The organism is Methanocorpusculum sp. GPch4 (genome assembly GCF_012062385.1).
GTDB classification, from domain to species: Archaea; Halobacteriota; Methanomicrobia; order Methanomicrobiales; family Methanocorpusculaceae; genus Methanocorpusculum; species Methanocorpusculum parvum.
Map to the genome: position 1 here is coordinate 1 of NZ_SIJA01000080.1, position 26,577 is coordinate 26,577.

Sequence of the window (26,577 nt, forward strand, 5' to 3'; positions counted from 1 at the left end):
AGCATTTTTCAAGAGAGGGTGCGATTCCTGCGTAGGCGATAAGCCGGAGCAGAGCACCCGAACGTAAGGAAAATGCGATTCGCGTTAATTCGCGGAGATTCGCGGTTAAATAATCTCTTGTGTCTACACCCAGTAATACCCTTTCCGAATTGGATTCAGAATAACACCGCGTAACTCCTACTAAAAAATAAAAAAAGAGGGTCGCCCCCTCTCACAGAATAAACGTCACATACACGATGCCGGCAAAGATCCCGGCGACGATCAAAACCGTCACGAGATCTGCCGCATGGTAGACCATCTTTCTCCGGTGCTCCGACGCTTTCCGGTATCCCCGCATATCGATCGTCAGACCGAGCGTATCCGCCTTTCCAAGCGAATTAAGCATAAGCGGAAGCATAACCGGGCCAAGCTGCTTCAGCTTCCCGATAACGCCTCCTCCGGGAGAGTACCCGCGGGAAAGCTGAGCCTCATTGATCCTGACACCCTCTCTCTGCAGAGTCGGGATGAATCTGATAGCAATCAGGAACATCAAAGCATAATCGCCCGGGATCCGCAGCGTATAGAGAGCGTTCACCAGATCACGCGGCTGCGTCGAGATGACCAGCAGCTGGAACGAGAAGATCAGCACCGCAAACCGGAGAGCCATCTGCACCGCGAACATGATCGCTCCCGTCGTCACCGGGAACATCCCGTTTGGCAGAAGCGCAAACAGCACATCGCCCGACGCACTTGTAAGGACCGTCAAAACGACCAGAGCAAGACCCAGAATGATCAGCAGAGGGACCTGACGGATAAGCGGCTTCAAAAGCCCGCCGATCGCCGCGAACGCCAGCACAAACACCACCATCGCCGACAGAAGCAGCGGATTCGACGTGAAGATCGCCGCAAACATCATACCGACCGCGAAGAAGATCTTCGTCATCGGCGACAACCGGTGAACGAACCGGTTTCCCGGGATATACTGCATAATATCTTCCATTTCACTCACCTCCCCGGACAGCGGTTATTTTACCCGCTTCCATCTCGATGATCCGGTCCGCATACCGACCCGCGAGCACAGGGTCATGCGTCACCATAAGGATCGTCTTACCCGCATTCCTCATCCCGGTCAGGACACGCATGATCTCATACGACTCCTTCGGATCGAGACCCGTCGTCGGCTCATCCATAATAACGATCTCCTGACCCGTCGCAATAACGCAGGCAAGAGCAAGCTTCTGCCGCTCGCCCCGGCTCAGATGACGGGGATTCATCTTCGCTTTGCCGGCAAGGCCCACGGCCGCAAGAGAAGCCGCCGGCGAAGCATCGGACTTGCCGATGTTCTTCAGACCGAACATGATCTCCTTCTCGCAGGTGTTTTCAAACAGCATCGTGTCCGGGTTCTGGAACACCAGACCCACATGCTTCGCGATCTCCGGAATCGACCGGCAGGCGATGTCCTCACCCTTCAGCAGGACCGAGCCAACATCAGGACGGAGAAGACCGTTCAGATGTTTGACGAGTGTCGTCTTGCCCGATCCGTTCTCACCGAGAATTGCCGCGATCTCGCCTTTGAAAAAGGAGACCGAGACATCATCCAACGCAAGGACCTCGGGAAATTTGTGCGTGACGTGGGTCGCTTCCAAAACGACTTCATGGGTCGGAGCGGTCTTTTCAAGCGCAGGGCAGCTGGTCTCATCCAGCCGCGGAACGCCGTCGTAGACGATTTTGCCCGCATTCATCGTGATCATCCGGGTGGCATAGCCGATCGTTTCGTCGATCATGTGCTCGATCAAAACGATCGTGTGGCCCTTGGCCGTCATGCCTTTCAGCAGGGTGTACACCTGGCGTCTGGCGTTTTTGTCCAGCTCGGAGGTCGCCTCGTCCAGAACGAGGAGAGGGGTCTCGCGGGAAAGGGCCGCGGCCATCGCGACCCGCTGTTTCTGACCTCCGGAGAGGTTATGCGGGGCACGGTCCGTTAAGTGGCCCGTGCAGGTGATCTTGTAGATCTCGTCGAGTTTCTTTCTGACCTCGGCCTCAGGGAGATCGCGGGTCTCGAGACCAGTGAGGATCTCTTCCTCGACCGTGGTGAAGATCAGCTGGGCGTCGGCATCGTCAAAGACCATGCCGACTTTTGCGGAAAGCTCGGTCACGTCTTTGTACTCATCGGCATATTTCCCGTAAAGAGAGACGTTCCCTACAACAGTTCCCCCATATGCGTGAGCAAGAATTCCTGATACCGCTCGGGCAAGTGTGGTTTTTCCGGCTCCTGATGGACCGTTGACGACGATGAATTCGCCTGGATTTATTTTGAGCGAGACATTGTCGAGAGCCGGCGTATCTGCCGCCTGATAGGTGAACGTGAGTTTGTCCAAGACGACCGAATCACTCGGCGCAGCTTCCGTGTGGGCGGTTTTGATGACGGTCTTCGTCTTCTGCATGACCGAGGTCGCGGGCATCGCGATGATCTGGGCGATGATCACGTTCACGATCATGGCGCTCATCACGATCGGGATCAGGGCAATAGCAAACGCGAGAACGGTCGCAACGGTCGTTTCGGTGGTGAAGAACATCACGAAGCAGGTGACCGTGATGAAGGTGAATCCGCTCGCAGGGGTGGCTATGGCAGTTGAAATTGCCGGGGCAAGGCGGGTATGATCCTTGACGAGTTTATACACCGCTAAACAGACCACGGCACCGATCGGCTCGGAGATGAGGTTTCCAAGAGGAAAGATCGAGTGCGAAAAGACGGCACAGATGATTCCGGCTACAACGCCTATCCCGAGAGCTTCTTTGAACTTCGGGACGACGAGGATGATCGCAAGGCAGTAGAAGGCGATCGTCAGATTCGCGACGATGGCCCCCGGTACGAATAAGGAAATGTACCGGGCAATTGCTCCGGCGGCAAGTAAAATGCCGACGAGTGCTATATCACGTGATTTCATGATGGGTATTTTTTATGAGTATTGTTCGCGAAGTTCCCGTCTCAGGAGCTTCCAGCCGTTTACCCGGGGGAGGGCATCCACCGTAATGATCCTGCGGGGGACTTTGTATCCCGCAAGCCGCTCTTTTGCATATGCAGCGAGAGACTCTTCCTTTGATGAGCTGTCCCAGCCCCTCCGCCAAACGACGGCGGCGACCGGCATCTCGCCCCGATGTTCGTCGGGGATGCCGAAGACCGCGATCTCGGCGACCCCTTCGTGACCGATGAGGACCTCTTCGACCTCGGTCGGGTAGATCTTCCAGCCGGACATGACGATCATGTCTTTTTTCCGGTCGGTGAGGAAGAGTCTGAGATCTTTGTCGAGGTACCCGACATCACCGGTGAGGAACCAGCCGTCCTCAAGGAATGAGGCGGCGGTCTCTTTTGGCATGTTCCAGTATCCTTTGGCGACAGCGGGCCCCCGCAGAGCGATCTCGCCAGGGGTATCGACCGGCAGTTCGATCGACGGATCGGTCTCGTCAACGATCTTGACTTCCGAGAAACAGACCGGGTGGCCCACGCTCTGGAACCGGTCGGCGGATGCGTAATCCTCGGGACGGATCACGGTCCCGGTGCCTATGACGACGGTCTCTGAAAGACCGTAGGCGTTGATGACCGGGATGTTGTACCGGTAATGGAACTTTTTCCAGATGTCATGGTGGAGAGGGCCGCCGCCGGAGATGATCTCGCGAACGGTCGAAAGGCTCTCCTCCGGTCCGGGCGGAGCTTCGGTGAGGGAGTGGATCACCGGCGGCATGCCCGCGAGAACGGTGACTTTGTGCTCTTTGCAGAGAGCGAGGTAGGTGTCGTAGTCGTACCTCTCCATCATAACGAAGAGGGCGCCGGCCCGCATCGCGGCGATGCCCCAGGCGAGGCCGACATGCCCCATCGGGTAGATGCCGAGATAGACGTCGTTTTGTTTGTAGGTCAGCACATCGCAGATGTTGTGGATCGCGGCGAGCCAGTTTCCGTGGGTAAGCATCGCTCCTTTGGGTTTGCCTGTCGTTCCGGACGTATACTGCAGCTGGCAGAGGTCGTCGTGTTCGGTGTGTGCCGGCAGGAGACGGGGTTCGCCGCGCAGGGATTCGATGTCTCCGGGGACATAGATCCTGACCTGCAGATCGCGGGCGGCGGAGACGCCGTTTGGATCGGTGATGAAGATCTTCGCGCCCGAGTTTTTCGCCATATAGGCAAGTTCGCTTGGGGTATAGACGCGATTTGTGGGAACCGAGACGCAGCCGATCCTCCATACGGCGAAGTAGGAGAAGAGGTATTCGGGGCTGCTGTTCATATAGAGGAGGATACGGTCGCCTTTCACGGCACCGAGTGAGAGGAGATCACGGGCGATCGCGGAACTTATCGAGAGTATTTCAGCGGAGGTGTAGGAGGTGTTTCGTTCCGGACAGAAAAAGACCGGTTTTGCCAGACGGCAGGAGTTTGCATCGAGAAACGTGGTTATATTCAGCATCCATTATCACAACAATATACTTTGATGTATATTTGTGTGCATGTAAGATATAAATATGCTCGCTATCGGATGCTGTCCGCTGGATTTTTTCGCGGATAGGCAAGAAAACATCTATCTGAATGTACGTAAATATATTGACTCATTTATGGCAGAAACACCAGAAGGAATACCTGCTTCTCTGCAGTGCTCCGGCGTGATCCCTCCTTTTGTCAGCGAGGAGCGGGCGCGTGAGATCGCACGCATGTGGCTGGAGTCGGACACCAAACCGCTTATCCCGGCCGAAAAGATCAGGTTCGGGAAAGCGGTCATGCTCTACTATCCCTTCTGGAAATACACGCGGGAAGACGGTTGCAATGAAGTGGTCGTTTACCGTCCTGCCTGCGGAACGCTCCTTTCCGGTCTGCAGAATATGCAGCGGGAAAATTCTTCCGTGGTCCCGGTGCCGCAGGATGCGGCGATTCTGCCGGCAACAGTCTTTGCCGGCGTGTATTATCCCGAGCTCCACGGGATCGCCCGGGCGGAGGAGCTGATCGGTATTCCGCTCTGGCTGATCAGTTACAAAGTGAAAAACTCCATCTATATGGTCGAGGTGGACGCCGGGTCCGGTCGGGTCTATGACGAGTGGCATCCGATCAAAGAGCCGGTGAACTGGCGGAAAACCGCGCTGATCGCCTGTATCCCGGTGATGATCCTTTCCCTGACCGCCGTTTATTTCAGTCCCTGGCTCTTTCTTCTGGTGGCCGGACTGCTGATCTTCTTTTTGTATCAGAGCGAGATGCTGGGTATGATCAGCCTCAAACGAAAGGAGGGAAAGGATGGGGCTTGAACGTTCAGTCGAGGATCAGGTCGCCGAGTTCCGGTACAAAGCCAAGATCACCAAAGGGGTCGCCGACCGGACGCTTCGTACCTGGTTTGCAAAAGGGATCAAAGCCCCGGGTCTGGCGCAGCATGCGGTCGTGAGCGAACTTTATCTGCTGTATCTGCCGTTCTGGCGGTTCGTGGCTCAAGGTAAGGCAGTTGCCTGCGGGTACTCGGAGTACACCGAGCAGACGGGAAACGTGATCCGAAACATCTTCGAGGAGCTTATCGACGAGGAGTTCATCTGGACGGAGTGTGCCTGCGATACAGGCAAATACGGCATTGAAAAGCTCTGGCTGGATCCCGGCGGCGAGATCCCGTATGTGCGGGGTTCGGTCGTTTCGATGGAGCCGGGAGGATCGGCGGTCGAGGCAAGCAGACGCGGCCGGGAAGCGGTGCACGGAATGATCAAAAATGCCGTTGAGAAGCGGATCGACACGATCACGCTGAAAAAGTCGTTTCTGATCCCGAAGGTGTTCGAACTGGTGTATGCTCCGGTCTGGATCGCCCATTACGAGTACAAAGGCGGTCATTTCACCGCGGTCGTGGATGGGGTGAAAGGCGAAGTTCTCGGCGGAACGGCGCCGATCAATCTCACCGCCCGGACAAGGATGATGATCCTCTCCCTTGCGGCGGGAGGGATCATGATCGGTTCCTCGATCGCGATGCTCATCCATGCGGGACCGTATCATCTGGTCGAGATGTTCCAGATCATTCTGCTTCTTCTGGGTATCGCCCTGTGTATGGCGGGATATCCGGCGTTCAGGGAGGGAAAAACGTTTACGGCGGCAGGGACGATGCAGCACATCTCGACGCTTCGTCCTGCGGTCAGGATCCCAAAACAGCTGACCGATCAGGAGATCCTGAACCATGAATCGACCGTGCTTCAGTGCCCGCTCTGCGGAGAGGAGGTAAAACAGCCGTGGGGCGAGGTGGTGATCCCGTGCAAGGGGTGCGGCCATCTTCTGGATATCACCGCCGACACCGTAAAAATCGTGCCGTATGATCTGGCAAAACCCGATCTTCTGGCGATGGTGGCGATGAAAGGAGTGGAACCTGAATATATTCCGTTCTGGCGCTTCGATGTGAACTTCGAGGTGACCGACCGGCTCGCCGGCGGGGATACATCGACAGGACTTCCAAATATTGCCGGAAAACGCAGCTATTATATTTGTGCGGCCGATATCCCCCGCTATCTTGCTGAACCCTGGGAGATCGATCTGACGATCAGAAACCCGGAGATCGTTGAGGTGATGGGCGGCCGGGATGGGGAATATCGGCCCATTTTCATCAATCAGAGTACGGCACGCGAGCTGACGGAGTTTCTCTATCTCAGATACGAGACGGAAAAGCCGGGGATCCTGCAGGTTCTCAGATACAACTTCACGGTGGAGAACTCGCGGATCGTGTATATACCCTATTATAAAGAACAGGCATCCTACATTCCGGGTATCTGAAATCAGATCCCTATTTTTCTATCATTTCAAGAGGTACATTTATGATAATTTTAGAAGAGCCCTACATTTCCGATCTTCTGCTTGAATATCTCGCAAAAAACGGCGTTCCCGTACTTGAAAACGCATACGCAGTTTCCAACAGCAGAGGAAATGCCCTTAATTTCATAAGCACGAAAGAGGCAGTAAAGAGATATCATGACGGCGAACGACTCTACACCGTTTCCGAACATGCCCTTGACTGGATCTATACGAATCTGCCTGAGAGCGGGATAATCCGTAAGATCAGTATTCTAAAAGACAAGGCGCTGTTTCGTAAAACGGTATCCGGCCTCTATCCGAATTTGTTTTTCGAAGAAGTCACCCTGGATCAGCTTCGAAGCGGCGATCATGCAAAACTGCCGTATCCGGTCATTCTGAAACCATCCGTCGGATTTTTCAGCGTCGGCGTTTATGCGCTGTTCAATGAGACCGATCTGAGAAATGCCGTGTCCGACATTGAGGAGAATAGCAGAACATGGGCGGCGGATTTTCCGGAAACCGTGATCGGTTCAACATTCCTTCTCGAGCAGTATATCAGGGGTACGGAGTATGCGATCGACGCTTATTACGATACAGAAGGAAAGCCGGTCATACTGAATATCCTGACGCACCGGTTTGCATCCGAAAGCGATGTCAGAGACAGGATATATTATACATCCGCAGAGATCATGCTGGAGTATCTTCAGCCGTTTACCCTATTCCTTGAACGGATCAATACTAAACTGCATATAACCGATTTTCCGATGCACATAGAGGTCAGGGTCACAGAAGACGATATCATCCCGATCGAATTCAATCCGCTGAGGTTCGCCGGTTCCTGTTCTACGGATATAGCGTATTTTGCGTACGGTGTCAACACAGTTGACTGCTATCTGCATCAGATCAAGCCGGATTTTGCCAAGATCCTCGCCAAAAAATCCGGAAAGATCTACAGCATGATCCTGATCGACAAAGGCGGAAAAGAGATAGAAAGCGGCAGATTCGATTACGGCAGACTCTGCAATGAGTTTGAACATGTCCTGGACATTCGCAAAATTGAAGCGCCGGAAATGGGGTTGTTCGCTTTCCTGTTTACGGAGACAAGCGTCGGGAATGAGCAGGAACTTGACAGGGCGCTGGTATCTGATTTTTCTGCGTATCTGGTATAAACAAATAAACAAAATCGTTCACTCCCAAAAGCTGAGCGGTGATTACCGGGGACAAGAGAAAAATGCATACCCCATCAGCACCAAAATACAGGTGAAGAATGGCATTGGCATAAAATTTCATGACGAAAGCGATACAGCAGACACTTGAAAGATACTTCCATCATCAGACGTTTCGTCCCAATCAGCAGGAGATCATCGAGACGATCGTCGGCGGGAGGGATGTACTCGCGGTGATGGCGACCGGCGGGGGAAAATCCCTCTGTTATCAGCTTCCGGCAATGATGCTTGAAGGGATGACGATCGTTATCTCTCCCCTGATCGCGCTGATGAAGGATCAGGTGGACGCTCTTTCGAATCAGGGGGTCACGGTTGAGACTCTCAACAGTCTGCAGACCTACGATGAACGGCAGAGGGTCGAGCGGGAGATGCGGGAAGGAAAGATCCGGATCCTGTATGTTTCGCCGGAGCGGGCCGTGACCCCGGCATTTTTTGCGACGCTTGCCGGCTGCAAGGTCGCACTTTTTGCCGTGGACGAAGCGCACTGTATCTCGATGTGGGGACATCAGTTCCGGCCCGAGTACCGGGAGATCAAATATCTGCGGGACAAGTTCCCTGATGTGCCGATCGCCGCTTTTACGGCGACGGCTACCCGGCGGGTCCGTGAGGATATCGCAAACGAGCTGCGGCTCAAAGATCCGGCGGAGTTTATCGGCAGTTTCGACCGGAAAAATCTTCGGTACTCGGCATTTTCCGAGCCGAACGCCCAGGTCAGGATGCAGAAGATCATCAGTTATGTCACTGCCCACAAGGATGATCCGGGGATCATCTACTGTTTTTCCCGGGCGAGTACCGAGGATCTGGCGGAGCGTCTCCGAAAGGTGCATATCCTGGCAAATCCGTATCATGCGGGTCTGCCGACACCGGAACGGAGCAGGGTCCAGGAAGGATTTCTGAACAACTCGATCAGAGTGATCTGTGCGACGGTCGCCTTCGGGATGGGGATCGACAAGCCGGATGTCAGGTATGTGATCCATGCCCATATGCCAAAGGATATCGAGTCGTATTATCAGGAGACGGGGAGAGCCGGCAGGGACGGCAGGCCCGGGGAATGTCTGCTGTTTTACTCCGCGGGAGACCGGCGCAAGATCGAAAGTATGCTCGGGCGGGAGTTCGCCGATCCGAAAAAGTCGGAGATCGCAAAAGAGAAGCTGGATCAGATGTATGCGTACTGTACGGCAGGATCGTGCAGAAGACGGCTCCTCTTATCGTATTTTGACGAGGAGATCAGGGCCTGCGGCAACTGCGATGTCTGCGGGGACCGGAAGGTAAAACAGGCGCCGCCGGCTGGCAGTCCGGCAAAGATGATCCTTGCCGGAGCAAAGGAAGTCGACGGGATGCTGACGACGCCGGAGTTCATCTCGTTCCTTCTCGGCCTCGAGCGGGCGAAGACGGTGAGGCTTCAGCTGAACTCAAACCCGTATTTCGGCGCGGCGAAAGGGCGGGAGAGGGAGGAGCTCGAACGGGAGGTCAGCGGGCTTCTCCGGGAGGGAAAGCTTCGCCTTGAGGGAAAAACCGTCAGGAAACTCTGTTTTTCGAACTGATCATTTCAGGAGATCGCGGAATGTTTTTCCGGCCGTCTCGATGTCGCTTTTTTTCACCTGTTCAACAAGGCCGGTATACGTTTTACTCCCGGAACGCTTCTCGGCCATCCATTCATCCGCGAACTCCCCGCTGCGTATCTCGTTGAGGATCGTTGTCATCTCTTTTCTGGAATCTTCGCCGATGACCCGGCCGCCGCGGGTGATCCCGCCGTAACCTGCGGTTTTTGAGACGAAGTCATGCATTTTTGCAAAACCTCCTTCATAGATGAGATCGACGACCAGTTTCACTTCATGGGCGCACTCGGAGAAGGCAAGTTCCGGAGGATAGCCGGCATCGACGAGGGTGTCATACGCCGCAGATATCAAGGCCGGGAGACCGCCGCAGATGACGGCCTGTTCGCCAAAAAGATCGGTTTCGGTTTCGTCTCGAAACGTCGAGGCGAGAACTGCCGAACGGGCCGAGCCGATACCTGCCGCAAATCCAAGAGCGGTGTTCAGTGCGCGCCCGGTGTGATCCTGATGGACGGAGACGAGTGCGGGGACCCCGGACCCTTCCTGATACAGTTTTCTGACCATGGGTCCGACCCCTTTTGGCGCGACGAGGACGACGTCGGTGTATTCCGGCGGAGTTATGAAGCCGAAATGGATGTTGAATCCATGGGCGAACACCAGACACTGGCCCTCTTTGAGAAACGGAGCGATGTCTTCTGCATAGATCTCCGCCGCGGATTCATCGGGGAAGAAAACTGCAAGGATATCAGAGCGCATGACCGCATTCTGCACTGACATGACGGAAAACCCGTCGGAAACGGCCTGATCGAAGCTTTTTCCCGGCCGGTTCCCGATGATGACATTGACGCCGCTGTCACGAAGATTTCCGGCCTGGGCGCGGCCCTGCGAGCCGTAACCAAGGATCGCGACGCATTTTCCAGCAATTAAACCGATATCATTATCAGTCACAGGATATTTTCGCATCATATCTTCAGGAGTAGATGGAGTCCGCATACGTATAAAATTATATACCCTCATCCCCATACACATAGTTACACGTTGACTTGCCTTTAAACCCAAAAACGGCAAAGTAACGAAAACAGGACACGATATATAATGTCATTACCAGATGTGCAGTCCACCGCCCCGGATGTGAGAATCAGCCTGACGCGTGTTGGTGTGAAAAATGTCAGAAAACTTGTCGAGGTCGGCAGACCCGGGAAGACCCGGCCGGCTATTTTCATCTCAGAGTTTGATGTGTTTGTCGATCTGCCAAGCAGTCTGAAAGGCGCAAACCTTTCCAGAAATTTTGAAGTGATCGATGAGGTGCTCCAGCAGGCAACGAGCGGTGATGTCAAAGGTATTGAGGATGTATGCGGGATCGTTTCACGAAAACTTCTCGATCATCATGAATATGCAGACCGTACGGAGGTTTTCATGAAAAGCTTCTATATGATGAACCGTGAGACCCCGGTCTCCAAGACGTCATGTCAGGAGGTCATCAATGTATATGCCCACGCAGTTGCCGAGAGGACGAACGGCAAGCCGATCGTCAGAAAAAGCGTCGGCGCCGAGGTAACGGGTATCACGGCATGTCCCTGCGCACAAAACATCATGAAGGATCATGCGATGCATGTGATGGAGCAGCTCGAGATCCCCGAAGAGAAGATCGATGCGTTCTTCAACGAGATCCCGATGGCAAGCCACAACCAGCGTGGACGGGGTTTCCTTTGTGTGGAGACGGACGGCGATATCATTGTCCCGCTCGAAAAGATCGTGACGGTCCTCAAGGAGTCGATGAGCGCAAAGATCTACGAACTCCTGAAACGCGGCGATGAAAGCTATGTCGTGATGGCAGCTCATAAGAATGCCAGATTCGTCGAAGACTGTGTTCGTGAGATGGCAAAAAGAGTCGTTTCCACGTTCGTTGACCTGCCCGGGGATACCCATATCACGATCCGGCAGACGAACGAGGAGAGTATCCATCAGCACGATGCCTACGCGGAGAGGAAGGCGACCCTCGCAGAACTTCGCGAAGAGCTCAGCGTATAATCCCAATCACTTTTTTCTAAAAAGGTCTTCTGCCGGCGCAGATGCCGGATCGTTTGCGAGCGGCTAAACCATTGCCACTCTATCTATTTTGCTCTGGCGGCAGAGATAAATTTAATTAGTTGTGGCCTATTGTGAAATCTATATATGGTTTGAACATCCAACTCTCACAAAACGAGGGGTGAACATCTCATGACTGACAACACGAAACAAAACATTATCTTAGCCGCATCGATGGCGGCAACCTATCAGCCGGATTCTCTGTCCAACGATAAACTGGAGGCGGCAACGAAGGGGCACGGTTCTCTTGTACTTCCCGTCTATGCGGCTGCCAACTCGATCGCGGAAGACGTATTCTGTTCGATCTCCGGAAAGAAGACCAGCTGTGCGGAAAAAATGACGATTCTCGACGCGGCGCTCGGAGAACTTCCCCTGGATACGGTGATCGAAAAAGCCGTAAAGGCGGCGATGAGCTCAGGAGCGGCTCCTGAAAATGCCGCTTTGATCGTTGCCGCTCTCGCTTATTTTGCGGGATCGGCAGCACGCTCGGGCGTCCCTCTCGGGAACAGAAAACTCGGCGCAATGGCACGCATGCATGCAGGCGGAGCCAGGACCAGCGCTATTGCGTTGGTTACCGGAAAATCCACCCACAGGATCCAGGCATTTCCGGCCTACATGGCGATCTACAAAGCCCTTGAGGAGAAGAAGCTGACAAAAGTCGACGGATCGACCCTTCCCGGATTCATCTCCGGCGGGACGATCTATGGTCACTCGGCACTTGGCGAAGACTACAACATCCCGGAGCTTGCCTACAACGGCGCACAGGTCGGAACAAAAGCAATGCTCAATGCCATGGCAGGTGCGGGAGTGACGCCCCTTGGTCTCTGGCCGGCACTGATCGGCGCAACGGTGATAATGGAGATCGTCCACCCTGATGCGATCCTGGGTGAAGAGTTTGGAAAATTCGGCGCCGTCAACTCGTCGTATATGGCGGGAAAAGGCGCCCGTGATGCGGCAAACCTGCCGGAAAAACTGCATATCCGGGGGACCCGTGAAGAGTATGACACGGCAACTCTTTTAGGAGACTTTGCTCTTATCCTCAAAGATGTGGGCGGACCGTCGGTTATCGGATCGATGGCGTTTTCCGAGATCTTTGCCGGGTTTGAAGAAGCGCCGATGATCGGCGCAGGTTTTTCCGGAGGGCCGGTGAATGCTCCGTTAGGCCATGTGCTTGGAGACATCGTGCCGGCGCTCCGGCTTTTACTGCAGAACGGCGGAGACGTGTTTGCGGCAGCTGAGGTTATCCGGGAATATAAGATGAATTCATTTATCGATCCGGAACTTGCCATCTGCAGTCTGAACACCATCGCACGAAAAGCCGAGCAGGTTTCCCGGGGAAAGATCACCAACGTCTGCATCCTGGCATCCGAAGGAGTTCGCGACCGGGCTGTCTGCCGCAGAGCGGATCTGACCTATGAAATGATGAAGAATGGGAAAACAGTGGCAGATGCGGCAAAACTTCTGGACGAAGAGCGTAGAGCGTATGTTGAAAAGCGGGGTTCTGCGATCCTTTCAGGGTTCACGGGGCATGAGATCGATCTGAAATTCACGGAGCTGAGGTCGCATGGAAGACGCACGGATAAGTTCACCGAGCGTTACTGGGGTTTTGATTCCTATGTTTCCTATGACGTGAACATCGACGGCAGACCCTATCATGTGGAGAATCTGAGCGGAAAAGAGGTGCCGGCTTTTGCCCTCGAAGGTAAAAACAAAGATGATCCCAACTGGGGTATCGCTCTCCAGTGCGGAGCGATCATTGCCCAGGAGCTTCAGTATATAGGACATACGATCATCAATATCACGGTTCCGGCCGCGGTTGCCGCTTTGTTTGATATGGACGCGAAAACAGCGGCAAAAGAGGCGGAAAACGGCGCATATCTGACCCGGTCGATTCCGGGCGCAAATGAGAAGGCGGCCGAGGTGGCAAAGCTTGCCCAGTCGATCTATGCTGAGATGAAAAAACCGTTTCCGGAATGAGAACGTTATTCATTGATCCAGGTACCGCAGGTATCAGCGGAGCCGCCTTAGCGGCGGCTCTGACTGATCTTGGCGATGCAAAGGATATAGGAAAAAATGCCGCGGATGTTGTCTCCAAAATGAGAGGAGAGGATCCAAAAAAGGTTATGGAGGCGCTGGATCTTTCGGCGGCCGCTCAGGAAAAGGCATATGCGGTTTTTTCGGATCTGGAGGCCGTGTTTTCGAAGTTTCATGAAGGAGCGTTTTCCCCTTCCGGGGTTTTGACGGAGGTGTTGTGCCCGCTTGCACTATTGGATGCAATGGATCTTCTTTCCTGTCCGGTGTATGCAAAACCGCCGGCACTTGGGATATGTCTGCCTGAAACACTGGAGATCTGCGCACGGCACAGAATGCCGGCTGCCGAAAGCTCTGCAAAGATGGAACGTACGACGCCGGCCGGCGCCTCGCTTCTGGCACATCTTGCGGTTTTTCGGCAGTCGATCCCTTCGATGACGCCGGAAAAAACCGGCTATGCAAAGGAGTCGGGGCTGTTGATCGTTGAGGGCGATATCTTTGATCTGACGGAGGAACGGATCGTTATTCTCGAGACGAATATCGATGACGTGTCCGGAGAGGTGATCGGCTATGCTGTCGAGCGGCTTTTGGCATCCGGGGCCGTTGATGTGTTCGTTACCCAGGGATTCGGGAAAAAGCATCGTCCTGTTTTTATGATATCGGTGATCACGACCCTTGAACGGTACCGTGCCCTGACCGAGATCCTGATGGAGGAGACGGGAACGCTTGGAGTGCGGGTAAAAGAGGAGCCGCGGATCGTGGCAGAACGCGAAAGGAAAGCGTATCGGTTTATGATCTCCGGTGAGGAATTTTCTGTGCGGGTCAAGGTTTCAAAACACGCGGGACGTATCATTTCAGCAAAACCTGAGTTTGAAGATATGAAAATAGCAGCGGCTGCATTGAAAAAACCGCTGAAAGATGTGATCAACGAAGTTCAGAGACAGATCCCGGGATTTGTTCAGTATTGAGTTTATTTATAAACAAAATCGGCATTTTGCAGGGATCCGCTGATTCTTTTTTCGGGAAAGACTCATTAACGTTCGCAAAAAATCAGGGGAAAACCAGTTACTTTGTTTCGGGAAGATTAGCCAGCCGGAGAGCGCGTGCCCTGTGAGAGGGGAAAAGAAGAGCATATAAGGCGAATCAGGCAATTCGTTGTACTTAATTATAATTTTGTACAATTTAATACTAATTATATATCCACTAAAACTATTTTTGAAAAAAATCTAAAAATAAGTCATTGATTTTTTCGATCAAATAGGAAACCATTAATTAGCATCGCGAAAGAGAATAAGATTAGCGTACAACTGTACGTGTCATTAATCCAAAAGGACAATGGTAATATTCCTGTATAGCTGTTTGAAAACCTAAATAATTTAGGATGAGGCGAAAACATTGTCGAAAGTAGTAGAAATTTCCCCGACCACCAGACATGAAGGTCACTCCAAGCTCGTTTTAAAAGTAAACGATGAAGGCATCATTGAGCGCGGAGACTGGCTTTCTATCACCCCGGTTCGTGGAGTAGAGAAACTTGCTATAGGTAAAACCTATGAGCAGGTCCCAAAGATCGCTTCCCGTGTGTGCGGTATCTGTCCGATTGCCCACACGCTTGCCGCAACTGAGGCAATGGAAGCATCGATGGGTGTTGAGATCCCAGACGACGCATATCTCCTGCGTATGATTTTACAGTGCGGTAACAGACTGCACTCCCATGCACTGCACGACATTCTTGCACTGCCTGATTTATATCTGCCAGGAACCGACATCAAGGTCAACCCCTTCAGCCCAGAAGAGCCGGTCAGATCTGTCGCAAAGCGTATCCAGACCCTTCGTATGATCGGTCAGACCGTCGGCGAGATCGTCGGCGGCGAAGCAGTACACCCGTCCAACCCCCGTGTTGGAGGTATGTACAAAAACATCACTCCCCGTGCAAAAGCAAAGATCTTCGATCTTGCAAAGCAGGGAATCCAGCTTGCCCGTGAACAGATGGAGTTCATGATTGCTCTCGAAGAGAACTACATGAAACGTGACTGGGCAGAGATGTGCGGCCGCGAAGTTGCCATTCCAAAAGACCTCGGTTACCACAACCAGGGATACATGGCAGCAGCTCCGATGTACGGCAGCTCCTCCCTTGATCTTAATCCTGAGTGGGACCCGGCACGCTGGCTTGAAGTCAGACCCTGGGACTGGTATATGGGCGAAGAAGAGATCACTCTCGAAGACCCCGCATACCCGATCGGCGGAACCACAAAAGCAGGCACGAAAGCCTGGCCGCAGATGCAGGCATGCACCGGCGTACCTCTGTACGACGGACAGCCTGTTGAGGTCGGTCCCCGTGCACGTCTTGTAAAATACCAGAACTATGACCGCAAAGGCGCAATGGGATTAAACATTGCCCGTGCAATGGAATACATGGACTGTATGTACAAGATGATCGAGGCAGTTGATGCAATTGACACCAGCGCCCCGGTTTGTGCAGACGTCATCCCTCAGGGTGACGGCGAGATCGGATGGGCAGCAAACGAAGCACCGCGTGGCTGTGATGTGCACCTTGCAAAGGTACGCAACGGCAAAGTCGAGTGGTTCTCCATGCTTGTCCCGACCACCTGGAACTTCCCAGTCTGCAGCCGTGCACTTACCGGCGCACCCTGGGAACTTGCAGAAGTTATCGTCCGTGCATACGACCCCTGTGTTTCCTGCGCAACCCACATGATTGTGCTGGATGAAAACAACAAGCTCGTTGCACAGAAGCTCCTTGAGTAAGCATATACCATGGATGGACTGTTCCCAGAAATAATAATCGCCGGTGTCGGTAACGAACTCTTCGGCGACGACGGATTTGGTCCCGTGGTGATCAGAGCTTTGGCTGACTGCGAACTTCCCGACAATGTAAAAGCAATGGATGTAGGCCTTGGCGGCCCTCACCTCATCTTTTCCATGCTGGATCCGGAAGTCACAAAGAAGCTGATCATTGTGGATGCAATGGACTTCGGGGGAAAACCCGGAGACGTTACCAAGATCCCCGCCGATCTTCTGCCTGAGGGCAGAGGTGAACGTTACATGGACGCCCATTCCGGAAATCTGCTCGATCCGATCGGCAGACTGAAAGGAAAAATGGATATTGTTATTATCGGGTGCCAGCCCGGGTATATTCCTGCTCCGGACTCGGAGGACTTTGCCCTCGAATTAAGTCCGGAAGTTCAAGGAGCTGTTCCCAAAACTGTAAATGTCATCTTACAGGAATTAGAGAGCTGAAAATGGGATTACTAGATAAACTCAAAGGCTTACTGTTCGGTAATGAGGCTGTCAGCGAGGGAAAACAGGACGCAAAGCCTGGTGCAAAACCAGCTGACGCAAAGGTCGAACAAAAGCCAATTATTACAAAACCAAAGGAGGAGAAGCCAGTGGCTGACAAGATTACTGTAGGACATGTACACATGAGCGGTTGTACCGGATGTCTCGTGTCCCTTGCAGATAACTACGAAGGATTACTTACAATCCTCGATAAATACGCTGACCTCGTCTACTGTCTGACTCTCGCCGATGTGCGTCACATCCCCAAAATGGATGTCGCATTAGTCGAGGGTTCCGTCTGTATCAACGACGAGTGCTCAATGGAAGAGATTTTAGAAACCCGTGAGAACGCAGCAATTGTTGTGGCTCTCGGAGGCTGCGCCTGCTACGGAAACACGACCCGTTTCTGCCGCGGAGGCCAGCAGAACCAACCCCAGCATGAGGGTTACCTGCCGATCGGCGACCTGATCAAGGTGGATGTCTATATCCCCGCTTGTGCGCCGACGCCGCAGCAGATCAGAAACGTCTGCCTTATGGCATACCTGTTACTGAAAGGAAACGACGAGCAGAAGGCACTTGCAACCGCATACCTTACGCCCCTCATGAACCTTGCGGCAGCAGGAACCGAAGCATGCGGCTGCGACCTGATGACCGAAGTCATCAACCAGGGTCTCTGCTGCGGCTGCGGAAGCTGCGCAGCAGCCTGCCCGGTCCGTGCAGTCACAATGCAGTACGGCAAACCGCAGATCGAACGCGATCTCTGTATCAAATGCGGAGCATGCTACGCACAGTGCCCGAGAAGCTTCTTCAGCTTCGACGTCTGTGGACAGTATGAATCAATTACTAACCTCATTGCAGAGGTTATGAAACCCTGAGGGTCCTGGAGGCGAAAAAAATGGAATATCTTGGACAATACAAGGCAGTCTACAAAGCCAAATCCGGCTGTGAAGACATTCTCGCAAAGGCCCAGGACGGAGGAATCGTCACATCAATGTTTGCCTACGCACTTGAGACAGGCATTATTGACGGAGCAATCGTCGCAGGACCAGGATCAGAGCCGTACAAGCCTGAACCAATGATCGCCACAACGGTAGAAGAACTCTTCGCCAGCCGTGGAACCAAATACTCAGTCTCACCGAACCTTGCACTGATCAAAGAGGCGACCCGCAGCTATGGTCTTGACAAGATCGGTATCGTCGGAACCCCGTGTCAGATCCAGGCCGTTCGTAAAGGACAGCTCTACCCGGTCGGTCTGCGTGACGTCCCCGACAAGATTGTACTTGCACTCGGTATCTTCTGTATGGAAAACTTCCCCTACCAGGGACTCTTCCAGATGGTCGAAGACCACTGTGCAACCAAGATCGAAAATGTCACCAAGATGGACATCGGAAAGGGCAAATTCTCCGTCTACACCGAACGCGGTGTAAACTCACAGATCCCCTTAAAGGTCACTCACAAATATGAGCAGCCCGGATGCCACGTCTGTCTTGACTACGTCGCAAACATGGCAGATATCTCAACCGGATCTGTTGGAACCCCCGATGGATGGTCAACCGTCTTCGTCCGTTCCGCAGCCGGCGAGGCAGCCTTCAACAAGGCAGTCGAAGCAGGCTGGATCATTGCCGAGTCGATGGACGGCGTCAAGCCGGGTCTTGAACTCGTCGAGAAACTCGCAACCGAGAAGATCACCAAAAACCAGAAGTACCTTGAGCACAGGGCCCACAAGGACCACGCTGCTCTCAAACCACTGCGTAACCCCTACATCTGAACGGTGTAACCGGCTTACCAGAGTACCCACCCTCTCGGGTACACTTTTTTAGACCATTCACTCATCGCCGACGATCTCAAACGAACATCTTTTCATCTCTAAACGATGTACCTTGTATCATGAGTGACACCCCCTCTCCTGCGCCGAAAAAACGAACGGTAAAACCCAAACTGGAAAAACCGACTGAACCAAAACCGGCAAAAACCTCCCGGAAAAAAGCTTCTGCAGAGGAGACGGTCCCTCAGCCTGAAGAACAGCCAAACGATACGCACAAACCGGTTCCCGAACAATTTCTTACAGATCTCGGTTCCTTTGCAGATATCCTGGAAACGAATCCCGCCATTCTTGAACCTGTAAGGGAAGTCTTTGAGTATCATCTCATCGACCCGATCGACCGAAAAACCTTCCCGAAACTCGTCAATGCCATGTCCATGCTGCTTGGAGCGAACGCAACCATGGTCCTCATGACGGCATGCCATGTCAACTCAGCGGCATTTTTCGATGATCTCCTCTATGCGATCAAAGATGACAAACAGAAAAGTGCGGTCTGGATCATCCAGCATCTGACATCGCTCTACGGAAACCGTGTCCAGCAGGCTTACACGCTTTCGGCCGGAACCATGGACGAAGACTGGCACATGATCGATGTCAACACCTACAAACGGGAAGGCGATACGCCGCTCTGGATCCTGAACCTTGAGCTCGTCCTCTACAACGGGACCGAGACCAAGATCACGATGACACCCGACTCCGCCTTCCAGCTCATCGAGATCCTCTCTGCCGAACTGGCAAAAAATATCCCCAAGGAAAATGTGGACGAAGGTCTCATCACCAAATGCGAAAAGAACTTCACCGCATTCTTTGAAAAGTTCTACGGCTGCAAAGAAGAAGAGAAGAAAACCGACGAACACCCGCCCGGGTATGCGTGAGTTCGCATCATTTCTTTTTTTGGAAAAAACAATGTATAAACATGCCAACTCTCCCGCTGCCGGAGAGTAGATACTGAATTTATCACACAAATAAAAACGTAACTTGGGTGAGATGATGTTTAAGATCGGCGAGTTCTCAAAGCTGAGTAAAACTACCGTAAAAACTCTGCGGTATTATGACGAGATCGGGCTTCTTCAACCGGAAAAAGTCGATCTGGCACGCTATCGGTATTACACGACCGATCAGCTCGTCAAGCTTCACTATATACAGTCCCTGCGTCAGGCGGGTCTTTCGATCGACGAGATCAGAAACATTCTCGCAGGCAAAGATGCAAAAGAGATCCTGACAAAGCGGAAACTGCAGCTCGAAACCGACATTGCAGAGAAAAACGATCAGCTCTCCCGAATCGATTTCATTTTACAAGGAAAGGAGGAGGAATATTTTATGAATTATCAGGCAACCATCAAAGAAATTCCCGAGTGTATCGTCTACTCGAAAAAAATGACGATCCCAAACTATGATGCATACTTCACGGAGATTCCGGCAATAGGCGCTGTGTGTGCAAAAGCAAACCCTGATCTCAAATGTACGGTGCCGGGATACTGCTTTGTTGTCTATCTCGACGCAGAATGCCGGGAAAAAGACATCAATGTCGAGTATTGTGAAGCGGTCGACCGATTCGGCAATGAAGTTGACGGTATCATATTCAAAAAAATGCCGGCCGTCACCGCAGTATCGGTAATGCACAAAGGACACTATAGTGATCTAGGCAGGGCATATGCATTCGTGTTCAAATGGATCGAGGAAAACGGGTACACTGTGACGGGAAGCCCCAGAGAATGTTACATCGACGGAATCTGGAACAAGGAGAGCGAAGATGATTGGCTCTCGGAGATCCAGGTCCCTGTACAGAAAAAATAATAGATCCCGCCCTCTCAAACCGAAAATAATTCGTTGAACGCTTCGGCAATGGTCAGATGGGGGAACACCTGGTCCCGCAAAACTGTGTAGTCAGTATCCTGATCCATTGCCAGTTGTATGATGCTGATGAGTTCATCCGACCCCGCACAAAACAAACCGGCGCCGAGAATTTTTTTTGTATCTGCATCGATGACCGTTTTCATCATCCCGGCCGTCTGACCGGTGACCTTTGCCTTTGAAATCCTGCTTACAGCAAGTTTTGCGATCAGAACACTGCAGCCGGCAGCCCTTGCCTCACGTTCAGTTTGTCCAATACGCGAAAAAGGCGGGGAGATGCACATACCTGAGGGCGTCCGGGGATCGTCATTTGCGGCATGATCCCCAGAGGAGCATAGCAAAATCACGTCGGCGGAAATCTCCTGTTTTTGTCCATCTGAGGTGAAAGAGATCAGTGATGAACCCTTTTCTATTGCTATTTTTTCGACACAGGAGCCGGATTTAAAGGTAACACCCCGTTCTTCAAGAACTTTTTTTATTTCTGCAGAGATGTCTTCATCTTCTTCTGCGAGAACCGTCATATGTTCCTCTAAGACGGTGACGGCAGATCCAAATCCGGCATAGATTGAAGCAGTTTCAAGCCCTGCCCGACCCCCGCCGAGAATGACGAGACGACGCGGAAGGTCCTCAAGATCCATGAGCTTCTCACGTGTATAAGCAGTCGGGCAGGTGTCAAGCCCGCTGATCTCCGGAAACGGTGACCGGTGTACGAAAGCAGACACGATCTTTGATCCGGAGATGACCGATGTCTCCTTTGAGGACAGGATCCTTACCTCATTTTCAAAGATGACCGACCCTGACCCCCGAAATACGGATACATTGTCAAGTTTTTCCAGCTCATCAAGATCCTCTTTAGCGCGGGCTGCCTGAAACCTGCGCTTCTCCTGGATGGCTCGCCTGTACCATATATCCTTTTCATCAAAGGAAAGACCGGGATGGAGCATCACAAAATCCGATTTGTGTGCGAGAAAATGCGATACGATATCCGCCTGATCAGCAGAGATCCCGTCCTGTATGTCAGCGGATTTTTCTATCACCGCGACTGATTTTCCTGCCGCCGCATATCGTTTTGCAAGAGTTTTTCCGGTTGTGCCGACCCCGATGAGAATCAAATCGAATGTTTGCATTGATGCATTACTCTTTCCTCTGAGGGTTTAAGTAGGTATAGCCAGATCGAAAAAAAGAGAGGAGATGCTGAACGCTTGTCAGCGGATCTCGTGGATGACCATGCCGGAGAGAAGTTTCGGCTCGAACCAGGTCGACTTCGGCGGCATAATCAGTCCGGCGTCGGCGACATCGATCACCTGCTGGGCAGTTACCGGCTGCATGATGAATGCCGCCGAGAACTCTCCGTTGTCGACATCCCGGATCACGTCGGCAAGCGGGGCGAACCCGCCGACAAAGGAGATACGCGGATCGCCGCGGGGATCGAAGATCGCAAGCATGTCATCTAAGACGAGCTCCTGCAGAACAGAAACATCGAGCCGTGAAATGGCGTCGGCAGCGGGATCGACCGGCCGGGTCAGTTCATACCACTGGCTTTCAAGATACAGATGGATGATATGCATCGATCCGTCGTTTTTGACCGGGATGGTGTTTTTGGAGACATCGACCTTCTTGAGCGGCGTGACGGTGAACCGGAGGGCGAGATCGCCCAGGAACTGGTCGGCATTCATGCCGGCGAGGTCCCTGATGAGACGGTGATATCCGTAGATGCGGACCGAGTCATGCGCAAAGAGGACGCTCATGAACTTTTCCGCATCAGAGGTCGCACGACCTTCAGAGAGCCGTCTTTCGAGAACATTGGCAGACGACTTCGCCCGGTGGTGACCGTCGGCGATGTAGAGGTTGGGAATCCCGGCAAAAAGTCCGGTGATCTTTTCAACGTCAGAGGGATCCGCCACCCGGAAGATCTGGTGGAGATTGCCGCCGGCAGAAATATATTCGCCGTCGGGCGTGTGGGCGGCGGCGATGCTGACCAGGGTCTGATGGATGAGGCCCGAGTCTTTATAGAGCAAAAAGACCTGACCGGTGTGGGCAGATACCGCATCGATATGCCGGGTCCTGTCCTCTTCTTTATCGTACCGTGTCAGTTCATGTTTTTTTATCGTATCATCATTGTATTCAGCTACCGAGACACAGGAGACGAGACCGGTGAACAGCTCGCCGTCAAGGGTTATCTGATAGATATAGAAAGAGGGTGTATCATCTTCAATGAAAAGTCCCTCTGCCTTCATCTTGGCAAACATTTCTGCAGCCCTCGCATAAATACGATCATCATGCGGATCGATATCCATGAGTTCCGCATCGGGACGAATGACCCGAAGAAGAGAACGTTCATTTTTTTCTATTTCTGCAGCAGCCTCTTCAGCGCTGATGACATCGTACGGGACTGACGGCACGCTTCGGTATGCATCCGGAGCGGGGCGAAGACCGGTGAAGGGGTATACGCTAACCATTATGCTATATTGGTTAGCGCCCAATAGTAAAAATAGCAAATGGTAACCTTTAGAGGAGTGGGCGGGACCGCCGCCGGCTGTCTGATCAGGAAGGCAACGATCGAAGATATTCCGGATATATACCGGGTCGAGCTTCTCTGTTTCCCTGATCCCTGGGATTATAAGGCAATGCTTGAGATGATGACGGTTTTTCTGACATCGTTTTATGTAGCAGAGGCGCAAGGACGGATCATCGGGTTTTCAGCAGGGGCTATAGAAGAGACCGATCAGGAAAAATACGGGCATATCTGTAATCTTGCCGTTTCTCCCGATATGCGGGGATTTGGGATCGGCAGACTTCTGCTCCGTAAACTCGAACGGGATTTTTTCATGCAGGGATGTACCGGATGCAGTCTGGAAGTGCGGGTCGGAAACACGCCGGCAAGAGCTTTTTACAAAAAGATCGGGTATGAAGATGTCATTTTGTTTGGCGAGTATTACAAGGACGGGGAGGACGCCGTTGTGATGATGCGCTGGTTCTAAATGTCTCCGAAAAATATGTTTATGACGGAAGACCTCGGATAAGAAATTATCATGATCCTGACTGATTTCATAAAGCGAAGAGCATATGGAGAATCAGTATTGGTGATGTTCTCAGCAGTTCTTTTTTTCATCCCCGATACACAAATCCTTCTGACCTGCATTCATCCTGAAGTTTGAACCATGCCTCCCGGCATTTTTCCTTTTCACCCAAAACCGATGATCATGTCTGGCGATTTTGCCGCATCAAACAACGAAGAACTTGCCGGTTATGTACTCTAAAACGGCGAATGGAGGCTTTATATCATAAGAACACTGATAAGAAATCATGAAAGAGACAAAAGATCTGATCGGAACGCCTCTGCCTTTGAAGGGTCTCACCGATTATCAGGAGGGCTCGGTCGTATCCCGGATGGTCATCAATAAAAAAAGCGGTACGGTGACGGCATTTGCTTTTGAGAAGGGTGAAGGACTTTCTGAACATTCTGCTCCGTACGATGCTCTCGTGATCGTCCTTGAAGGAGAGGCTGAGATCCCCATTGGCGGGGTATCCCATTTTGTCAAGGAGGGAGAGATGCTGATCATGCCGGCAAAGATCCCGCATGCGGTCCATCCCCTTTCACGATTTAAAATGATGCTCGTGATGATCCACGAGTAACATTTCCTCATTTTTAACATACATTTCGTATTCTGTCATTTTCAGAGATCCGCAGATATCCCGGAGTATTTTGAAAAACAGAATAGACGCGGTATGCCGGCCGGATGAATACGCTTTAAAAAAAGAATGATTTTCTGATCCAGACTTACAGAAGAAGAAGGACCGGTACGAATACCAGTGAGATCATCGACATAAGTTTGATCAGAATGTTGATCGAAGGTCCGGACGTGTCTTTGAACGGGTCACCGACGGTGTCACCGACGACAGCTGCTTTGTGAGCGTTTGAACCTTTGCCGCCGAAGTTACCGAGTTCGATATACTTCTTTGCATTGTCCCATGCTCCGCCTGCATTTGCCATCGTAACTGCAAGAAGGAATCCGCAGACAAGTGATCCGACTAAAAGACCGCCGAGAGCCAGCGGACCGAGGATAAATCCAACGGCGAGAGGCGCAGCGATTGCGAGAAGACCCGGAAGCATCATCTTTTTGATTGCTGCTTTCGTGGCGATCGAGACGGCTGACGTGTAGTCAGGGTCCGCAGTTCCTTCCATCAGGCCTTTGATCTCTTTGAACTGACGGCGTACTTCAACAACGATCTGCTGAGCTGCATCGCCGACTGCGGTCATAGTGAGGGCAGAGAAGAGGAACGGAAGCATGCCTCCAAGGAGGATACCGATGAACACTCTGGTGTTCAGAATATCGATCGTCTCAATGCCGACGGCGAGTGCGTAGGCGCTGAAAAGCGCAAGACCGGTAAGAGCGGCTGAGCCGATAGCAAATCCTTTTCCGATTGCTGCTGTCGTGTTGCCGACTGCATCAAGCGTGTCGGTGATATCACGAACAGAGTGATCCTGATGGGACATCTCGGCGATACCGCCTGCATTGTCCGCGACCGGACCGTATGCATCGACTGCAAGGGAGATACCAAGGGTGGACAGCATACCAACGGCAGCGATACCGATACCGTACATGCCGGCAAACTGGTAGGCAATGAAGATGGCAACTGAGATGATAAGAACCGGCCAGACGGTCGACTCCATACCTTTTGCAAATCCGCTGATGATATCAGTGGCCGCACCTGTCTGACAGGATTTTGCAATGCCTAAGGTCGGCTTGTAATCGAACGAAGTGTAGTACTCCGTGATAAGACCGATCATGAAACCTGCAATAAGACCTGCGATGGTTGCAAACCAGATACCCATACCAAGAGGGGCGGCAAACATGAATCCCATACCGAACTGACCGTATAAGAGGATACTCGTTATACTGTAGGTCGAGATGATGGAGATGATGATTGCGACAATAAGACCGGTATTGAATGCTTTGTGGATCGCGGAGCTTTCGTTCTTCTTTGTGCGAACGAAGAGCGTTCCAACTGCGGCTGCGATGATACCGAATGCTGCAATGAGCATCGGAAGGAGAATAAGGTTTAACGGGGCGATGGTTTCGCCAAAGAGCTGGGACGCAAATGCTGCGCCTGCAACACCAAGAGCCATGGATGCGATGATCGAACCGACATAGGACTCGAAAAGATCGGCACCCATACCGGCGACATCACCGACATTGTCACCGACATTGTCTGCGATGACTGCCGGGTTTCTCGGATCATCTTCAGGGATGCCTGCTTCGACTTTACCGACAAGGTCGGCTCCGACATCGGCTGCTTTGGTAAAGATACCGCCGCCGACACGGGCGAAGAGAGCAACGGAAGAGGCACCGAAACCAAACGATGCAAGGATCGACACAACAGTGTTGACACCGACAACGCTGGCAAATCCGCCGTTGATCGTTACAAGGATGATGAACACGATGGAAAGACCAAGGAGTCCAAGGCCGACCACGGACATACCCATGACCGAACCGCTTGCAAAGGATACTTTTACTGCGTCCGCGATTCCGCGTTTTGCTGCATTGGTTGTTCTTACGTTTGCTTTTGTTGCGCTGTGCATTCCGATATATCCGGCAGCTGCCGAGAGTCCTGCACCGATAACATAACAGAGTGCGGCCCACGGGGAGATGAGGATAGCGAGAATGACTGCAATAACGACGACAAAAGCTCCGATTGCACGATACTGACGATTCAGAAAGACCATTGCGCCAAGGTGAATGGCGGCAGCGATCTTCTGCATCTTCTCATCGCCAGCCGGCTCTTTCTTCACGATAGAGAAGGAGTAGAGGGCAAAGAGAAGGCCTAAAACGGCACATATTGGAGCGAGATAGATCAAATCCATAGGTATAGAAAACCTCCGTGAAATGGGAATGGTTTCTCCTTATGTTAATGGGCGGAGGAGCTAATAATACTAATCCT

Annotated in this window: 22 protein-coding genes; 15 read left to right on the forward strand and 7 right to left on the reverse strand. The window is 52.4% G+C overall.

What is annotated here, in order from left to right:
• Positions 1–211: 211 nt before the first annotated feature.
• From EYA77_RS08395 to EYA77_RS08405, 3 genes are read right to left on the reverse strand one after another with little or no spacing between them, the layout of a single operon-like run.
• The gene (locus EYA77_RS08395) at positions 212–979 is read right to left on the reverse strand and encodes an energy-coupling factor transporter transmembrane protein EcfT (protein ID WP_167816433.1); all 768 of its coding nucleotides are present in this window, start codon (positions 977–979) and stop codon (positions 212–214) included.
• Between the two features lies 1 nt (position 980).
• On the reverse strand, positions 981–2,924 hold the full coding sequence (locus EYA77_RS08400) for an ABC transporter ATP-binding protein (RefSeq protein ID WP_167816434.1): 1,944 nt from the start codon (positions 2,922–2,924) through the stop codon (positions 981–983).
• Between the two features lie 12 nt (positions 2,925–2,936).
• On the reverse strand, positions 2,937–4,430 hold the full coding sequence (locus EYA77_RS08405; RefSeq protein ID WP_167816435.1) for a class I adenylate-forming enzyme family protein: 1,494 nt from the start codon (positions 4,428–4,430) through the stop codon (positions 2,937–2,939).
• Between the two features lie 145 nt (positions 4,431–4,575).
• Between EYA77_RS08405 and EYA77_RS08410 the strand changes: the two genes are divergently transcribed.
• The 4 genes from EYA77_RS08410 to EYA77_RS08425 all read left to right on the forward strand — a co-directional run bounded on the left by EYA77_RS08410 (position 4,576) and on the right by EYA77_RS08425 (position 9,533).
• The gene (locus EYA77_RS08410; protein WP_143744985.1) at positions 4,576–5,256 is read left to right on the forward strand and encodes a hypothetical protein; all 681 of its coding nucleotides are present in this window, start codon (positions 4,576–4,578) and stop codon (positions 5,254–5,256) included.
• A complete protein-coding gene (locus EYA77_RS08415) occupies positions 5,246–6,745 on the forward strand; it encodes a hypothetical protein (RefSeq protein WP_095641833.1) in 1,500 nt (499 codons plus the stop codon). The genes EYA77_RS08410 and EYA77_RS08415 overlap by 11 nt, the downstream gene beginning before the upstream one ends.
• Positions 6,746–6,786: 41 nt before the next feature.
• A complete protein-coding gene (locus EYA77_RS08420; RefSeq protein ID WP_167816436.1) occupies positions 6,787–7,932 on the forward strand; it encodes an ATP-grasp domain-containing protein in 1,146 nt (381 codons plus the stop codon).
• Positions 7,933–8,051: 119 nt separating this feature from the next.
• A complete protein-coding gene (locus EYA77_RS08425; RefSeq protein ID WP_095641831.1) occupies positions 8,052–9,533 on the forward strand; it encodes an ATP-dependent DNA helicase RecQ in 1,482 nt (493 codons plus the stop codon).
• On the opposite strand, the gene ilvC is transcribed toward EYA77_RS08425, so the two are convergent.
• Entirely contained in the window at positions 9,534–10,574 is a 1,041-nt protein-coding gene (gene ilvC / locus EYA77_RS08430) for a ketol-acid reductoisomerase (protein WP_167816437.1), read from the reverse strand. It lies immediately after the preceding gene.
• Positions 10,575–10,640: 66 nt separating this feature from the next.
• On the opposite strand from ilvC, the gene mptA reads away from it, so the two are divergent.
• From mptA to EYA77_RS08475, 9 genes are all read left to right on the forward strand, one after another.
• Positions 10,641–11,576 carry a GTP cyclohydrolase MptA gene (gene mptA / locus EYA77_RS08435; protein ID WP_167816438.1) on the forward strand — a complete coding sequence of 312 codons (936 nt, stop codon included), beginning with the start codon at positions 10,641–10,643 and terminating at the stop codon, positions 11,574–11,576.
• Positions 11,577–11,765: 189 nt separating this feature from the next.
• Positions 11,766–13,610 (forward strand): hypothetical protein, encoded by a 1,845-nt coding sequence (locus tag EYA77_RS08440; RefSeq protein WP_167816439.1) that lies wholly within the window; start codon positions 11,766–11,768, stop codon positions 13,608–13,610.
• On the forward strand, positions 13,607–14,632 hold the full coding sequence (gene larC, locus EYA77_RS08445) for a nickel insertion protein (protein ID WP_167816440.1): 1,026 nt from the start codon (positions 13,607–13,609) through the stop codon (positions 14,630–14,632). Before EYA77_RS08440 ends, larC begins: the two co-directional genes overlap by 4 nt.
• A 427-nt stretch (positions 14,633–15,059) precedes the next feature.
• The gene (frhA, locus tag EYA77_RS08450; protein WP_167816441.1) at positions 15,060–16,427 is read left to right on the forward strand and encodes a coenzyme F420 hydrogenase subunit alpha; all 1,368 of its coding nucleotides are present in this window, start codon (positions 15,060–15,062) and stop codon (positions 16,425–16,427) included.
• 9 nt (positions 16,428–16,436) lie between these two features.
• Positions 16,437–16,919, forward strand: a complete 483-nt coding sequence (gene frhD / locus EYA77_RS08455) for a coenzyme F420-reducing hydrogenase, FrhD protein (RefSeq protein WP_042698991.1) — start codon at positions 16,437–16,439, stop codon at positions 16,917–16,919.
• A 149-nt stretch (positions 16,920–17,068) separates the two neighbouring features.
• Entirely contained in the window at positions 17,069–17,833 is a 765-nt protein-coding gene (gene frhG / locus EYA77_RS08460) for a coenzyme F420 hydrogenase subunit gamma (RefSeq protein WP_042699079.1), read from the forward strand.
• Between the two features lie 20 nt (positions 17,834–17,853).
• Positions 17,854–18,726, forward strand: a complete 873-nt coding sequence (gene frhB / locus EYA77_RS08465) for a coenzyme F420 hydrogenase subunit beta (RefSeq protein ID WP_042698988.1) — start codon at positions 17,854–17,856, stop codon at positions 18,724–18,726.
• Between the two features lie 119 nt (positions 18,727–18,845).
• Complete coding sequence (locus EYA77_RS08470; RefSeq protein WP_042698985.1) at positions 18,846–19,655, forward strand: hypothetical protein; 810 nt, start codon at positions 18,846–18,848, stop codon at positions 19,653–19,655.
• 112 nt (positions 19,656–19,767) lie between these two features.
• Positions 19,768–20,577 (forward strand): MerR family transcriptional regulator, encoded by an 810-nt coding sequence (locus tag EYA77_RS08475; protein ID WP_245241234.1) that lies wholly within the window; start codon positions 19,768–19,770, stop codon positions 20,575–20,577.
• Positions 20,578–20,591: 14 nt separating this feature from the next.
• Here the strand turns inward: EYA77_RS08475 and EYA77_RS08480 are convergent, their stop codons facing one another.
• On the reverse strand, positions 20,592–21,761 hold the full coding sequence (locus tag EYA77_RS08480; RefSeq protein WP_167816442.1) for an FAD-dependent oxidoreductase: 1,170 nt from the start codon (positions 21,759–21,761) through the stop codon (positions 20,592–20,594).
• A 78-nt stretch (positions 21,762–21,839) separates the two neighbouring features.
• Positions 21,840–23,093: a DUF1015 domain-containing protein gene (locus EYA77_RS08485; protein WP_167816443.1), complete on the reverse strand. Its 1,254-nt coding sequence runs from the start codon at positions 23,091–23,093 to the stop codon at positions 21,840–21,842.
• A gap of 39 nt (positions 23,094–23,132) precedes the next feature.
• Here EYA77_RS08485 and rimI point away from each other — a divergent pair, with 39 nt between their 5' ends.
• Positions 23,133–23,615: a ribosomal protein S18-alanine N-acetyltransferase gene (gene rimI / locus EYA77_RS08490; RefSeq protein WP_081406675.1), complete on the forward strand. Its 483-nt coding sequence runs from the start codon at positions 23,133–23,135 to the stop codon at positions 23,613–23,615.
• 325 nt (positions 23,616–23,940) lie between these two features.
• A complete protein-coding gene (locus EYA77_RS08495) occupies positions 23,941–24,270 on the forward strand; it encodes a cupin domain-containing protein (protein WP_042698974.1) in 330 nt (109 codons plus the stop codon).
• Positions 24,271–24,415: 145 nt separating this feature from the next.
• Here the strand turns inward: EYA77_RS08495 and EYA77_RS08500 are convergent, their stop codons facing one another.
• Entirely contained in the window at positions 24,416–26,500 is a 2,085-nt protein-coding gene (locus EYA77_RS08500) for a sodium-translocating pyrophosphatase (RefSeq protein ID WP_167816444.1), read from the reverse strand.
• Between the last annotated feature and the right edge of the window lie 77 nt (positions 26,501–26,577).

Coding starts and splice junctions, on each gene's coding strand:
- EYA77_RS08395 (WP_167816433.1), bottom strand. CDS start 979: ATGGAAGATATTATGCAGTATATCCCGGGAAACCGGTTCGTTCACCGG.
- EYA77_RS08400 (WP_167816434.1), bottom strand. CDS start 2,924: ATGAAATCACGTGATATAGCACTCGTCGGCATTTTACTTGCCGCCGGA.
- EYA77_RS08405 (WP_167816435.1), bottom strand. CDS start 4,430: ATGCTGAATATAACCACGTTTCTCGATGCAAACTCCTGCCGTCTGGCA.
- EYA77_RS08410 (WP_143744985.1), top strand. CDS start 4,576: ATGGCAGAAACACCAGAAGGAATACCTGCTTCTCTGCAGTGCTCCGGC.
- EYA77_RS08415 (WP_095641833.1), top strand. CDS start 5,246: ATGGGGCTTGAACGTTCAGTCGAGGATCAGGTCGCCGAGTTCCGGTAC.
- EYA77_RS08420 (WP_167816436.1), top strand. CDS start 6,787: ATGATAATTTTAGAAGAGCCCTACATTTCCGATCTTCTGCTTGAATAT.
- EYA77_RS08425 (WP_095641831.1), top strand. CDS start 8,052: ATGACGAAAGCGATACAGCAGACACTTGAAAGATACTTCCATCATCAG.
- ilvC (WP_167816437.1), bottom strand. CDS start 10,574: ATGTGTATGGGGATGAGGGTATATAATTTTATACGTATGCGGACTCCA.
- mptA (WP_167816438.1), top strand. CDS start 10,641: ATGTCATTACCAGATGTGCAGTCCACCGCCCCGGATGTGAGAATCAGC.
- EYA77_RS08440 (WP_167816439.1), top strand. CDS start 11,766: ATGACTGACAACACGAAACAAAACATTATCTTAGCCGCATCGATGGCG.
- larC (WP_167816440.1), top strand. CDS start 13,607: ATGAGAACGTTATTCATTGATCCAGGTACCGCAGGTATCAGCGGAGCC.
- frhD (WP_042698991.1), top strand. CDS start 16,437: ATGGATGGACTGTTCCCAGAAATAATAATCGCCGGTGTCGGTAACGAA.
- frhB (WP_042698988.1), top strand. CDS start 17,854: ATGGAATATCTTGGACAATACAAGGCAGTCTACAAAGCCAAATCCGGC.
- EYA77_RS08470 (WP_042698985.1), top strand. CDS start 18,846: ATGAGTGACACCCCCTCTCCTGCGCCGAAAAAACGAACGGTAAAACCC.
- EYA77_RS08475 (WP_245241234.1), top strand. CDS start 19,768: ATGATGTTTAAGATCGGCGAGTTCTCAAAGCTGAGTAAAACTACCGTA.
- EYA77_RS08480 (WP_167816442.1), bottom strand. CDS start 21,761: ATGCAAACATTCGATTTGATTCTCATCGGGGTCGGCACAACCGGAAAA.
- EYA77_RS08485 (WP_167816443.1), bottom strand. CDS start 23,093: ATGGTTAGCGTATACCCCTTCACCGGTCTTCGCCCCGCTCCGGATGCA.
- rimI (WP_081406675.1), top strand. CDS start 23,133: ATGGTAACCTTTAGAGGAGTGGGCGGGACCGCCGCCGGCTGTCTGATC.
- EYA77_RS08495 (WP_042698974.1), top strand. CDS start 23,941: ATGAAAGAGACAAAAGATCTGATCGGAACGCCTCTGCCTTTGAAGGGT.
- EYA77_RS08500 (WP_167816444.1), bottom strand. CDS start 26,500: ATGGATTTGATCTATCTCGCTCCAATATGTGCCGTTTTAGGCCTTCTC.